General features: G+C 61.2%; 12 protein-coding genes. 1 reads left to right on the top strand and 11 read right to left on the bottom strand.

Annotation, left to right across the window (positions count from 1 at the left end):
- Positions 1 to 45: 45 nt before the first annotated feature.
- From cysC to BM317_RS19820, 4 genes are all read right to left on the bottom strand, one after another.
- The gene (gene cysC / locus BM317_RS19805) at positions 46 to 654 is read right to left on the bottom strand and encodes an adenylyl-sulfate kinase (RefSeq protein WP_092175973.1); all 609 of its coding nucleotides are present in this window, start codon (positions 652 to 654) and stop codon (positions 46 to 48) included.
- Positions 647 to 1,351: a sulfotransferase family 2 domain-containing protein gene (locus tag BM317_RS19810; RefSeq protein ID WP_092175969.1), complete on the bottom strand. Its 705-nt coding sequence runs from the start codon at positions 1,349 to 1,351 to the stop codon at positions 647 to 649. The genes cysC and BM317_RS19810 overlap by 8 nt, the downstream gene beginning before the upstream one ends.
- 328 nt (positions 1,352 to 1,679) lie before the next feature.
- The gene (gene msbA, locus BM317_RS19815) at positions 1,680 to 3,485 is read right to left on the bottom strand and encodes a lipid A export permease/ATP-binding protein MsbA (RefSeq protein ID WP_092175964.1); all 1,806 of its coding nucleotides are present in this window, start codon (positions 3,483 to 3,485) and stop codon (positions 1,680 to 1,682) included.
- Between the two features lie 15 nt (positions 3,486 to 3,500).
- Entirely contained in the window at positions 3,501 to 4,673 is a 1,173-nt protein-coding gene (locus tag BM317_RS19820; protein WP_092475813.1) for an O-antigen ligase family protein, read from the bottom strand.
- Positions 4,674 to 4,780: 107 nt separating this feature from the next.
- On the opposite strand from BM317_RS19820, the gene BM317_RS19825 reads away from it, so the two are divergent.
- Positions 4,781 to 5,386, top strand: coding sequence for a BUD32 family EKC/KEOPS complex subunit (locus BM317_RS19825; protein WP_072407163.1), 606 nt, complete (start codon positions 4,781 to 4,783; stop codon positions 5,384 to 5,386).
- Here BM317_RS19825 and BM317_RS19830 read toward each other — a convergent pair.
- The 7 genes from BM317_RS19830 to BM317_RS19860 all read right to left on the bottom strand — a co-directional run bounded on the left by BM317_RS19830 (position 5,372) and on the right by BM317_RS19860 (position 13,561).
- A complete protein-coding gene (locus BM317_RS19830) occupies positions 5,372 to 6,475 on the bottom strand; it encodes a glycosyltransferase (protein ID WP_092475816.1) in 1,104 nt (367 codons plus the stop codon). The genes BM317_RS19825 and BM317_RS19830 overlap by 15 nt on opposite strands.
- A gap of 48 nt (positions 6,476 to 6,523) precedes the next feature.
- Entirely contained in the window at positions 6,524 to 7,288 is a 765-nt protein-coding gene (locus BM317_RS19835; RefSeq protein WP_072407168.1) for a hypothetical protein, read from the bottom strand.
- 55 nt (positions 7,289 to 7,343) lie between these two features.
- Entirely contained in the window at positions 7,344 to 8,300 is a 957-nt protein-coding gene (locus BM317_RS19840) for a glycosyltransferase family protein (RefSeq protein WP_092475820.1), read from the bottom strand.
- 84 nt (positions 8,301 to 8,384) lie between these two features.
- Positions 8,385 to 9,785 carry a PIG-L deacetylase family protein gene (locus tag BM317_RS19845; protein WP_092475823.1) on the bottom strand — a complete coding sequence of 467 codons (1,401 nt, stop codon included), beginning with the start codon at positions 9,783 to 9,785 and terminating at the stop codon, positions 8,385 to 8,387.
- Between the two features lie 8 nt (positions 9,786 to 9,793).
- Complete coding sequence (locus BM317_RS19850; protein WP_092175944.1) at positions 9,794 to 10,690, bottom strand: antimicrobial resistance protein Mig-14; 897 nt, start codon at positions 10,688 to 10,690, stop codon at positions 9,794 to 9,796.
- Positions 10,690 to 11,820: a glycosyltransferase gene (locus BM317_RS19855; RefSeq protein WP_092175940.1), complete on the bottom strand. Its 1,131-nt coding sequence runs from the start codon at positions 11,818 to 11,820 to the stop codon at positions 10,690 to 10,692. Before BM317_RS19855 ends, BM317_RS19850 begins: the two co-directional genes overlap by 1 nt.
- A complete protein-coding gene (locus BM317_RS19860) occupies positions 11,804 to 13,561 on the bottom strand; it encodes a carbamoyltransferase family protein (RefSeq protein WP_072407178.1) in 1,758 nt (585 codons plus the stop codon). Before BM317_RS19860 ends, BM317_RS19855 begins: the two co-directional genes overlap by 17 nt.
- Positions 13,562 to 13,702: the final 141 nt, after the last annotated feature.

Below are 13,702 nucleotides of genomic sequence, written 5' to 3' on the forward strand. Positions count from 1 at the left end.
AAGGCTTGTCCATGGCTGCAACGCGAAGCCAGGACGTTCGCTCCATCAGATTTGCAACAACGCCGAGAGCTGCGCACAGGCCTGGGCCAGCTCCACCTCGCTGGTATCGATCGCGCAGTCTGGCGCAAGGGGGGCCTCGTAGGGGCTGTCGAGCCCGGTGAAGTTCTTGATCCGCCCGGCACAGGCCTCGCGGTACAACCCCTTGGGGTCACGCCGGGCGCAGACGTCAAAAGGTGTACTCACATAAACCTCCACGAAGGTGCCCTCGGGAAACAGCTGCCTGGCAGCTTCCCGGTCGGCACGAAACGGGGAGATGGCCGCAACGATGACGATCAGGCCGGCGTCGACCATCAGGCGCGCGACCTCGGCAATGCGGCGGATATTTTCCTTGCGGGACTCGGCATCCATGCCCAGGCCCCGGCACAACCCCTGGCGCAGGTTATCGCCATCGAGCAGGGAGGTATGCAAGCCCTGCTGGTTGAGCTGCACTTCCAAGGCATTGGCCAGGGTCGACTTGCCCGCCCCCGACAGTCCTGTCAGCCAGATGCAGCACGGCCGCTGGGCTTTGATGGCCGCCCGATCCGCCGGCGTGAGCGCCTGTGCATAAGCACGAATCTGCGCCTGCTGCATCGGTACGTTTGACGTTTCATTCATAACCAAGCATCTCGTAATCACGTTGGTACACCCGCCGCACCAGTCGACGGGTCCGCACTGAGCAAATGTCCCTGACCGGCACCGTGGCGCGTTGCCAGCTGTGGTTCACATGGGGCAACCTCGCCACCACCCCAAGGTGTTCGCACACACGCTGATAGTCCCGGTCCAGGTATTCCTGGTAACCGATGAAGTCCATCGCCAGGTGACCGAGGGAATCGATAAGGAAATCCGTCTGGGCAGCGAAATGCAATTGCCGGTTGATGTTCTCCGGGTGCAGCCATCGGGCGACGAAATCATCGAAGTCACGGTATTGGCCCACCATTTTCTGCGCCGCCTGGTCGCGCGCGCCCAGCGTATTGCCCCGCAGGAAAGCATAGGCTGAATACGCACGCTCCAGCGGATCGCGAACAAAGGCAAATTTGAAACTGGCGGCGTACTGCTGCGCAAACTGCTCTTCGTACCAATACAGCGGCAAGTGGCCCGGGCTGTAGCCATCGAAAAGCCCCACGCAAACACTGCTGCCGGCGCATTTGGGCACATGGATGAACAGGCAGGCACGCTGGGCAAACGCTTCGGGAAAACGGCAATTGGCCGACATCGACTTGTTCACGACCTGTCGATCGACAACCGACAGGCGCCCCAACAGAAAGGAACGCTGCGACTTGGGCAGCAGCTTCCAGAGATAGCGTTGCAGCATTCAAACACCCGCGCGGGAGGGATGCCCCCCTTCGATGACTGGAGTTGATCAGGAAAGTCCTGTAGCCAAACCTTAGCAGTCAGGGATCGCGGATTTATTGTGGATTGGTCAACGCAGGTAAAGTTTTCGATACAAACTCAGAGGGAGCGAGCTTGCTCGCGATGGCATCGACACATTCAACACCATCGGCGCAGACACACCGCTATCGCGAGCAAGCTCGCTCCCACATTGGTTCTGAGGTGCATGCAACCTGCGTGTCCAACACCGGACCTGTGGAAGCGAAGCCGGCCGAGAGAAACCGGCCGGCTCATAGCCTGAGGTCCGGAACTCAGGCGATATTCTGGGCGGGAGCGTCCAGCCCCATGGCATGAAGACGCGAGTAGTAGCCGCTCTGCGCCAAGAGCTCACCATGGGTCCCCCGTTCGACGATCCGGCCCTGGTCCATCACCAGGATCAGGTCGGCCTTTTCGATGGTCGACAAACGGTGGGCGATGACCAGGGTCGTACGGCCTTTCATGACCTGATCCAACGCGGCCTGGATATGCCGCTCGGACTCGGTGTCCAGCGCCGAGGTAGCCTCGTCGAGGATCAGCAGCGGCGCGTTCTTCAACAACGCCCTGGCAATGGCCAGGCGCTGGCGTTGGCCGCCGGACAACAGCACGCCGTTTTCGCCCACCTCGGTGTCCAGGCCATGGGGCAACTGCTCGATGAAGTCCATCGCATAGGCATCCCGGGCCGCCTTTTCAATGTCGGCCCGTGGCGCACCGGCCAGGTCGCCGTAGGCGATATTGTTGGCCACCGTGTCGTTGAACAGGGTGACATGCTGGGTCACCTGGGCGACATGACGACGCAGGTTACGCAGGCGGTAGTCTTCGATTTCCACGTCATCGAGCAGGATCTGGCCGACCTCGTGGTGATAGAAGCGTGGGATAAGGCTCGCCAGGGTCGACTTGCCGCTGCCCGAACGCCCCACCAGCGCAACCATTTGCCCGGGCGCCGCACTGAAGCTGATGTCCTTGAGTACTTCGCGGTCAGCACCGGGGTAGGTGAAACTCAGGTTGCGCACGTCGAGACGACCGCTGACCCGTTCCTGCTCGACCGTCCCCCCGTCGACCTCCGGCTCGACATCCAGTTGCTCGAAGATGCTCTCGGCACCGGCCACGCCTTTCTGGATGGTGGAGCTGACTTCCGAGAGCTGGCGAATCGGCTTGGGCAGCAAGCCGGCAGCCGTGATGTAGGCCACCAGGTCACCGGCCGTCGCGTCACCGCGCAGGAACAGCACCAGGAACATCAAGGCCGCCATGGCGGTGTAGATCACCAGTTGCAGCATCGGCGTATAGACCGCGCCGGTACGCGTCATGCGCAATTGCTTGTCGGTGTTGCCCTGGCTGGCGTTGGTAAAGCGCTGCTCTTCATAGGCCTCGCCGCCGAAGCTGCGCACCACCCGGTAGCCCTGGATGGTCTCGGAGGCAACGTGAGTCACGTCGCCCATGGCCACCTGGATCTTTTTGCTCTGCTTGCGGAATTTCTTGCTGGTGCTGCTGACCATGACCGCGATCAGCGGCAGGATCGCCAACATCACCAGGGTCAGCTTCCAGTTCATCCACACCAGGTAGGCGAAGAGGAACACCACGGTGAGACCTTCGCGGATCACCACCTTGATGGCATCGGTGGCCGCACCGGTGACCATGGTCACGTTGAAGGTGATCCGGGAGATCAGGTGGCCGGAGTTATGGGTGTCGAAGTAGCGATTGGGCAACACCAGCAATTTCTTGAACAACTCGACCCGCAGGTCATGCACCAGCCCCAGGGAAACCCTGGCCAGGTAATAGTTGCCCAGAAACGACCCCAGGCCCTGCCAGGCAGCGATCAGAATGATCAGCAGCGGCACCGCCATCAGCAGTTTCAAGTCCTTGAGGTACGGCACGTTGGGAAAGAGCACCGCATCGGGGTTGCTCAAGCCGTCGACGAAATATTTGAGAATCCCGGCCAGCATGGGCTGGGTCGAAGCAAATATCACGAAACCCAGGATACTCAGCAGAAAAATGCCCGCGTAGGGTTTGACGTATCCCAGCAACCGAAAATAGATCTTCAGGCTGGAATCCTGTTCCGCTTTGGGCGGTGCGTCACTCATCGTCGGGCTCACTGGTTAGGAAGAACGCGGAATTTTATCACAGCCACCGGCATTGGCCTGCGCCCAGGTCAAAACGCTGGCCAGGCCAATCGGCAGCCAGGTAATGAACCATTCGGCGCGGGGGGTTCCGGTCAGGCTCGCGGCGTCGAACTGCATCGCCAGGAACGAAAACACCCACATGCCGAGCACGCCCCGGCCCAGCAGGCTTTCCCGGGCGCGCCAGGCTTCGCGCAACACCCCGAACCAGACAATGCACCACAGCAGCAGCCCCGGCAGCCCGAGTTGAATGGCGACATGGCTGAACAGATTGTGGGCGTGATCGAACTTGAGGCCGTGGCTGATAACCCGATAGTCGGCCGCCACGCCAAGACCACCCCATGGGCGCTCGGCAATCATGTGCAGGCTCGACATGAAAATCTCGGGTCGATAGGAAGCACCGCGCGCCATGACCAACGGCTCGAGCAACCAGAAGGTCAGCATGGCCAGCACCAAGGTCGTGGCGGCGATAATCCGGACCCGCTGGTCCCGGCAATAGATCGGCATGGCCAATACGCTGAGCAGCAAGGCCAGCGCAGCGCCGCGACTCTGGCTCGCCACCACGAACATTCCCAACAGCCCCAAGGCCACGACCCAAAGCACTTGCAGCCCCATATGACGCGGCATCCAATGCAACATCCAGATCGCCGCCAACCCGATCACATAGCCGCCGAGGATGGGATGGGACAACTCCCCCAGCCCTTGCAGACGCGCATTCCAGGGATGATTCGTATACCCGTAGAAATGGATGATGGCCATCAACGCCGTCAGCGCAAGCCCCAGGCCACCCCATTGCATGATGCGAATCACGCGTTCGGGCTGACCGTTGGCAAAAATCGGGAAAAACAACAGGAACGCCAGGATGTAGATCAATCGCTTGGCTTCGCGGGCAGGCTCTGCCACTTCAGCCCAGGCCAGTGTCACCAGGGCCCAGGCCATCAGCGCCAGCAACGCCGTGTAGATCACGCGCTGGGCACGCCATAACTCTGCCAGCCGGTGACGGGCCGGCCAGGCAAAGACGATCACCGGCAGCCAGACAAATGCAACTAACCCTTGTTGATAAATCTTGTTGGTCGGTGCCAGGGCTATCGCCAGCAAAAACCATAACAAGCCAAAGGCCATCCAGCCCTGCGCCCAACGTGTTGCCTGCATCTAACGCTCCTAAACGGTCTACCAGCCAAACCGGCATGGTGAAAACAAAAACTTTTGGGCATCATGGCCCGCCACGGCACCGGTTCTTTCAACAAGGTTTCCCTACGATGCAATCCTCACGGCTTCCCCAAGCCGCTTTGAATCAATTGATTGAAGGCGCCACTATTCTGGAGGCCGACAGCTACGGCCCAAAAGTCTATCTGCTGCAGGATGGGAATATCCTCAAGCTGTTTCGCCGCAAGCGGCTTTTTTCTTCGGCCCTGCTAAGGCCTTATTCAACGCGATTCATCAATAATGCAGCCCGCCTGCAGAAGCTCGGCGTACCGACCCTCGAAGTGCTGGCCTTCTACAAACTGCAAAAACCCGGGATGACCGCCGTACTGTATCGACCACTTCCCGGTAAAACCCTGCGTCAATTATCGAATCAGGAAAATTTCAGCTGGCAGCATACTCTTCCAGCACTTGTCGAGTTGATCCGCAGCCTGCATGCCAGCGGTATTTATTTTCGCTCGCTGCACTTGGGCAACATCGTTGTCACGCCTGAAAACCAACTGGGGCTGATCGATGTAGCCGACATGCGCTTCCTGCGCTCGCCGCTGCCACGCTACCTGGCACGTCGCAACCTACAGCATTTCGCTCGTTATATTGCCCGGGAGAACCTGAACGGGAGCTTTCCGATGCAAGCATTGGAAAACGCCCTACTGGCTGCCTGAAATCAATTGCCGCGCGACCTGACTGAAGCTCGACCAGGCCTCGTCAGGGTTCAGTGCCCGGTACTGGGCCGCTGCGACCGTATCGGCCGAAGCCAGCGCCGCTCGTTCGATCGCCTCGCTCCAGCCGTTTTCGTCGTTGGGCGTCGCATACCAACCGGTGTCGCCCAACTGTTCACGAAAGACCGCGAGTTCGCTGGCCAGCACCGGGACACAAGCCAGGACAGCTTCCTGAAGGGTCAGCCCAAGCCCCTCGTCCAGGGACGGGATCAGCACCCAGTCAAATGCCCGATAGAGCGTCGCCACATCCTCCAGATGCCCGACCAGCAAGATCTTGTCGACAAGGTCCGGCCGGGCGATCCGCGCTTGCAGCGCTTCGCGCCGCGGCCCCTCGCCGACAATCACCAGGCGCCAATCGGGATGGTGGACCGCGGCCCGGCCAAAAGCCTCCAACAGACAGGCGAACCCCTTGCTGTCCACCAACCGTCCCACCGCGCCAAATATGCGTATCTGCGGGCCAGGCAAACCCAGTCGGGCACGTGCCGCTTCGCGAGGCAACAGCGCAGCCTGGAATTGCGCCGGATCGAAGGCGCTGCGCAGCGCAGCGACCTGCATGCCCAACTCGTCCTGGAGCGACGTCGCCAGGGTCTGGGAGACCGCTGCCAGGGTCAGGCGGGAGGCGGGAAAGCCGCACAACAGTTCGCGACCCGCAGGATTGAGCCGTGTCGCACCATGGAAAATCACCACCACGCGGATCTGCGGCATAGCCTTGAGGACGGGCAACAAGGTACGGGCCACGCCGATGCCATCGAGCAATACCACACGCGCATCGCTGTCGAGCAACGCCCGACGGAAACGACTGTGCATCAGGGGTTTGAGCAGGCGCCAAACGTGTCGGCCCTTGAGCCGGGCCGATGTCATATTCCACTCGAGCGTCGCCCCGACATCAATCTGGCAGGCAGCCGCCGACCCCTGCAAGAGCCATGTCTTGACAGGCATCGCTGGTTCCATCCGCGAGAGAATCTGATTATGGACCTTGTGTACCGAAGCGAACGGTGCACCGCCCGCCCACATGACATTGATAATGCTCATCGAGCAGCAAACCTTTTATCGCGGACCAGGATTCATGCTTCGCGGCATTCAGTAGTTGATAAGCCAACCAATACAGACTCCGAGCAAGAGAACCAAGGACAACTTGATCTGCTCGCGGCGCTTGCGGCGAGCCTTGCGCTGGCGCTCCACGGGCACTTCCACATGGACCCCGAATCCGGTGTGCAAAACAGCATCCCCTTCGAGCGTGACTGCCGTCAAGTTCAACTCGGCGTAACGAAGCGACAAGGCTTTTTCACCGCCGAAACCGGCGAAAGGGGCACAGAGCCGATACTCCTTCAACCGTCGCAGGCCGGGATTGAGAGAGAAGCTTTGCCATTCGGGTTTATCTGAAATCAATGGGTAACAGGGCACGCCGCCGATGACTTCACGTTCGCCCAAGCGAATGTAGGGACTGTGTACGCACAAATCGTAGACATAGTTGCGCAACCACACCTGAAGAATATCCGGTCGCTGCTCCAGGATCGTGCGCGAATCTTCCACGAAGGCCGGGCGATAGAACGCCCAGTCGTCCTCACAATGAAAGATATAAGCCGTCTTGACATGCTCGTACGCAAGGTCGATCGAAGCCAGTTGCCCCAGCTTCGGTCGATTGACGAAAGCCGTCGTGCGGTCCTTCCAGTGAGCGGGAATGACGGCATGCACGCCTTCGTCGCCGGCATCTTCGGTAATGAAGACCTCACGGATCGGCGCGGTGTTGAAACGGTCGAAGCTCTCCAGGGTCTGCTTGAGCAGATCGAGCCGGCCGCAACTGGTTACCACCAGGGTAATGTCACTATCGTCGGAAAACTGCACTGAAATACCATTTAGTCAAACGCCATCTGAACACCGGATGGCTCAACGGTTCGTATCAAACGCCCAGCTTCAGGCGCAATGTCTCCAGCAGACTCAACGGGGCACGAGGCCGCAGCGGCGGCTCCAGTGCTTCAACGATTTTCTGCCCGATGCGCGCGAAACTGAACTGTTCCTGCGCCAGCTTCTGGCCGTTGTGCGCCACATTGCGCGCCAGCTCGGGGTCGGCGCGCAGCCGGGAAAGTTTTTCCTGGAGCTGCGGGATGTCACGGTACAACACCACGTTATGCATGTCCTGCAACCCCAGCGCCCGCGCCTCGTCGATGCCCTGATCGAATGCCAGCAGTACACAGCCGCAGGCCATGGCTTCGAAATTCTTGATCATGAACTCGCCCATGCCCACGTCGGCACTGACGAAAAAGCGGATACGGTTGAGGGTCTCGCAATACTCTTCGCCGGACTTGGTCCGGGTCACGACCAGTGGCTCAACCTGGCCCAGCTCATCCAGCAGCGCCTTGCGACCACTATAGGCAACACTGTTGGTGCTGCCGACGAAGGCCAACTCGATATCCCGTTCACGCCCCTGATCCTGCAATAACGACTGATCGTAGCCCTTGGGTACGAATACCGCATCGAAACCTTCGCCGCGCAGACGTTCGGTCACCATGAAGCCGGAACTGATCACCCGCACCCACGGCAGGCGACGGTAATGCGCGCTGAATTTTCCGGTGTATTTGCACGGAATGTAATTCTGATAGGCATCGTGCTCGAGGATCACCAGGTTGGGGATCGTGCGGATGAAGCCGGCCTGACGAATTTCCTGCTTGAAACGCAGGAAAAATATGATCCGGTCATAACGCGATACGTCCACATGCTGGCGGAAATACCCCCGCAGGTTGCGTTGTTCCTTGCTGTCGAGCCAGCGCAGGTCGCACTCGCAATGAGCGGCCACGCCTTCGTAGAGTCGGTCCAGGATGGCCCGCTGTTCTTTCTGCACCAGAAACAGAACTTTCATCGTTTTCCTTGCGGCACCGAACGACTTGATAAATAACCGGAGGCCGGTTTGCGCCGTAGCGCAAAGACGCCCCGCCTTGGGCCTCTACAGCCGCCAGAACAGTTCATGGCGACGCACAGCCTTGCGAAAAAATTCGTTCTCGCCGTACGCCGAGCCCGTGCGCCCCGCCAGCAGACGCTGGATGCCACGGCGCAGGCGACGCTTGAACGGCGCGCGCGGTTGCAGGTCATGCATCATGCCCAACGCCATGGCCTTGTCGCGCTGCCCAGGCAAGGCCAGCGGCAGGCTGACAGGATGCATCGGCCGGGCCGGGTCGAAATACGGCGGCAACGCAATGCCCGCACCCGCATCACCCATGGGCCAGCGGTCATTGTCGTGCAGGTGATTGGCATAACCCAACAGCGTGGTCGGTTGCCACTCCAGGCCTTCGAGGGCTTGCAGGACAGCATGATGGGCGCAGAGATGATCGGGGTGCGGATCAAGGGTCGGGTGTGGCAATACAATGACTTCGGGGCGCGCCTTGAGCAGCAGCTCGCGCAGGTCTGCCAGCAGGTTGTTCCAGGTTGGCGCACCGTCGGCATCGCCGGGCAGGGCGAACGGGTTCAACTGGCGGAACAGCCGGGTATCGCTCAGACCCGCCTCGCGAGAACCCTGGGGCTGGCTCGGCGCGGCTTGCATGGCCGCCAGTTGCAAGCAGAAATAACCCAACTGCACACAGTGCGCTTCAGGCACACCAGCCCAGCGGGGTACGGCGATGCTGTCCCAGGCTCGCAAACGGCCCTTGAGTCGCGCGGCTTCGACGCTGTCCAGGCCCATCTTCCGATAATGCCCGGCTTCGATTTCACCCACTGTCAGCGTCACGATCCAGGCCTCGTCAGCCTGGCTGTACAAACCGTAGGCAGCCAGCTCCGCATCATCGGCATGGGGAGCGATGACCATCACCCGCTGATGCCGTACTGGCGGCGGCGTGAAGGACCACAGCGTCGGCTCGCCCAGCAAACGGCAATGACGCCCGCGCAAGCGCAGTTCGCCCCGGGACAACGCCGGGCCCTGCTCGCTGAGGTTGAGATAGCGCAGGCCATTGACCCCGCGCTCGAAGGTTTGAAGATCCCTTTCACCCCCCGACAACTCGACGAGCGGGTCGATGAAACGTCCCAACCAAGTGCTCTTGATCCGCACTGCGAGGATCAACGTCGCCCCGTCATCCAGAATCACGCCTTCGTCCAACCGAAGCCGCCCGGCATTCAAATGCACCTTGGGTTGCTGGGTGAACGGCGGGAAGCTGTATTGGTAATCGTCCCGGGGCGAATAGAACAGGTGATCGGCGAACCACGCCTCGTGAGCGATCCAGCCCAGCACCGCCAGTACCAGGGGCAGCCACCAGGCCACCCCGACGCCCAGCGACACCAACACCACAAGGGCAAGTAACAACCCCACGCGCTTGTTGCGACGGTGGCGCCTGAGTAACTGTTGCTTGCGACTCATGGGTGGGTTCATACGGTAAACACCGGCACGGGGTTGCACCAACGGTCCTTGTATTCCCGGTCCGCCCGGCCGAATGAAAAACGCAACGGCTTGCCGGCGGCACGGGCGTGTTCCCAGGCGCTTTGGGTGTTGAGGAAGCTCAACACGCTGCCGGGGCTGAATTCGCGGGTCTGCGGGTCGACGCCACCATTGATGTACTCGACGCTGATCCACTCGGGCGCTTCGACGCGATACACCAACTGGATTGCAATCGGCGCATCGTTGAGAAAGATCACCGAGCCGATCAGCCATTCGCGCAACAACTCGATCACCTCGCCCATGCGTTCGGCGCCGGTGGCCGCAAAGCCCCAGCGACGCAGGAACAGGTCGCAGTAGATCGAGGCCAGCTCGGCGCTGGAAAACTCGCCGACCGGCCGCACCACCCCGCCCGCCTCTTCCAGCAAACGCAGTTCACGGCGCTGGTTGTAGCGAAATTTCTTGGACAGTTCTTCCGGCGTGCGGGCCATGGCCAGTTGTTCCTGCTGCAACTTCAAGCCGCTGAAGCGCCCCTCGTTGAGGGCCGACAGGTAGCGTCCACGATGACGCAACGGGGCTTGTGCATCGGGCGCCGCCGGCAGGATCAGCTCGGCATTGCCCAGGTCGAACAGGCCCTTCTTGCCGCTGCGCTTGAGCACGTCTTTGGACAGCGCCAGGTCGCGGCCCCAGGTCGGTATGGCCGCCTTGAGCTCACCATCCTGCTCGAACGCCAGGTAACGCACGGGAATCCCGGCCAGGGCCGCCAGGCGCTCGACCACCAGGGGATGAGTGGCCACGCTGCCGCCAAAACGCTGCCAGGCCTGGGCATAAATCGACGCATCGACGGCGGTCCAGCCACGCTCGCGCCAGCCTTGGAATCGGTTGAGCATCAGGCCCTCGGCGCCAGTTCGGTGACTTGGGGCAAACGCCAGAATGCCTCGCGTACGGCGCGATCCGAAAAACGTTCGCGCAAGCGATCGAGCATCAGCTCGGCGCATTGACGACGCTGCAGATCGTCCATGGCCGCCAGGTGTTGCAGCCCTTGGGCCATGTGCTCGGCGTCGCCCAGCGGAAACAGGATGCCAACGCCTTCGACCACTTCCTTGGCCCCACCACAGGCCGTGGCCAGCAACGGTACCCCGGCAGCCATGGCTTCGAGCAGCACCATGCCGAACGGTTCATGGTCGGAGCTCAGGGCGAACACATCAAAAGCACGGAAATAACGGCGCGCCTCTGGCACCTGGCCGAGGAACAGCACACGATCAGCAATGCCCAGCTCTCGGGCCAGCGCCTTGAGATCCTGCTCCAGGCGACCTTTGCCGAGAATTGCCAACTGGCTGTTGAGCGGCAGATGCCCCAGCGCCGCAGCAAAGCCGCGCAACAGTGTGGCCTGGTCCTTGTCCGGGTGCAGACGGCCTACGTTGCCGACAATCCAGGTGTCCGTATCCAGCCCCAGCGTATGCCGCGCCTCCTCCCGGGAGACCAGGCTGGCCTGGACGGCATCAAGGTCGATGCGGTTGTAGAGGGTCTGGATCCGGGCAGCCGGCCATTTCGGCAGGCAGCGGCGCATGTCGTCACGCACCGCATCGGAAACCCCGAGCAGGCTCAGGCGCTTGCGGTAAACGTGGGCGAACAACCGGCGAGTGCGCCGCTGGTAGTCCCCGAAGGCATGGTGCACACCGATCACCGGCAAGCGAGTACCCAGCAGGGCGATGTAGATCGGCTTGAAGCGATGGGCAATGCAGAAACTGAAGTTGCGCGAGGCAGCGATCTTGCGCAGATCGCCAATGGCGCCCAGCTTCAGGCCACGAATGGCGCTGGAGCTGTATTCCATGAACAGCACCTCGTCCGAGGCACAGGCGGCAGCGACCTCGGCATCGGCCACCCCGGTGAGAAACACCGTGGTCACGCGATAGCCAGTGCCCGCGAACAAGCTGGCGTACTGACGGGCGCAGTCCAGGAACGGCCCGTCATAACCGTGGCAGAACTGCAGCACATGTCGCTCAGCCGAGCGTGTCATAAGCGTCCACGCCGTCTTTGACCACCAGGATGTCTTCCATGATCAGGTACTGCAGGTCGGAACCGAAGAACATGTTCAGCGCGTCGGTCGGCGAGCAGATCATCGGCTCGCCACGACGGTTGAGCGAGGTGTTCAGCGACACGCCGTTGCCGGTCAGCACTTCAAGGGCCTTCATCATGTCGTAGTAGCGCGGGTTGTATTCGCGCTTGAGCACCTGGGCCCGGGAGGTGCCGTCTTCATGGACGACTTCCGGCACGCGGGTCTTCCATTCTTCGGCCACTTCGAAGGTGAAGGTCATGAACGGTGCCGGGTGATCGACCTTGATCATCTGCGGCGCAACGGTGTCGAGCATCGACGGGCAGAAAGGCCTCCAGCGCTCGCGGAACTTGATCTGTTCGTTGATCCGATCGGCCACGCCGCTGGCGCTTGGGCACCCGATGATCGAGCGACCGCCCAAGGCACGCGGGCCAAACTCCATGCGCCCCTGGAACCAGGCCACCGGGTTGCCGTCGACCATGATCCTGGCGATGCGCTCGGGGGTGTTGTCGATCTTGCGCCAGGCCGGCTTGCTCGGATGACGGGCGCACGCGGCGATCACGTCTTCGTTGCTGTAGGCCGGGCCGAGGTAGACGTGTTCCATCTTCTCCACCGGCACGCCACGGGCGTGGGACACATACGCCGCCGCCCCCACGGCCGTACCGGCATCACCGGAAGCCGGTTGCACGAACAGCTCCTTGACGTCGTCACGGGCGATGATCTTCTGGTTCAGCTTGACGTTCAACGCACAGCCGCCGGCGAAAGCCAGCTTGCCGGTTTCCTTGAGCACGTCGCCCAGGTAGTGGTCGATCATTTGCAGCGCGAGCTTCTCGAACAGCGCCTGCATGCTCGCCGCGTAGTGGATGTACGGCTCGTCGGCGATGTCGCCTTCGCGCTTCGGTCCGAGCCATTCGATCAGCTTCGGCGAGAAATAGAAGCCCTTGCCCTTCTCTTTATAGCGGCGCAGGCCGATCACGTTGGCGTAATCGGTATTGATCACCAGCTCGCCGTTTTCGAACGAGGCCAGGCGCGAGAAATCGTACTTGCTGGCATCGCCGTAGGGCGCCATGCCCATGACCTTGAATTCGCCGTCGAGCATTTCAAAACCGAGGAACTCGGTGATCGCGCCGTACAGGCCACCCAGGGAATCCGGGTCGAAGAATTCCTTGATCTTGTGGATCTTGCCGTTTTCGCCATAGCCGAAGAAGGTCGTGGCGTATTCGCCCTTGCCGTCGATGCCCAGGATCGCGGTTTTTTCCTGGAAGCCCGAGCAGTGGTAGGCACTGGAGGCGTGGGCCAGGTGGTGCTCGACCGGCTCGATCTTGATTTTCTTCGGGTCGAAGCCCAGTTGCTCCAGGCACCAGACGATCTTGCGGCGATAGCGCTTGTAGCGACGGTTGCCCATCAGGATCGCATCGAGAGCCCGATCCGGGGCGTACCAGTAACGCTTGGCGTAGTGCCAGCGCGCTTCGCCGAACAGGCTGATCGGGGCGAACGGAATCGCCACCACATCGACGTCGGAAGGCTTGATGCCGGCTTGTTCCAGGCAGAACTTTGCCGACTCGTAGGGCATGCGGTTCTTTGCATGTTTATCGCGTACGAAGCGCTCTTCCTCGGCCGCCGCGATCAGCTTGCCGTCTATGTACAGCGCTGCGGAAGGATCATGGCTAAGGGCGCCGGACAGGCCAAGAATCGTCAATGCCACAGGGTCTAGCCTCTTATGTCTGCATACGGGCGACAAGCGCCGCGAAAAATGGATGTGCCCGCGCGCCAGGGGCGCGGGGCAGCTAAAGGGCGGGATTATAGCTTAAAAGCGATCTTAAGCCTCTAGCGGTGAAAGGGGAGC

This window comes from Pseudomonas sp. NFACC24-1 (assembly GCF_900115235.1).
GTDB lineage: Bacteria > Pseudomonadota > Gammaproteobacteria > Pseudomonadales > Pseudomonadaceae > Aquipseudomonas > Aquipseudomonas fluorescens_AA.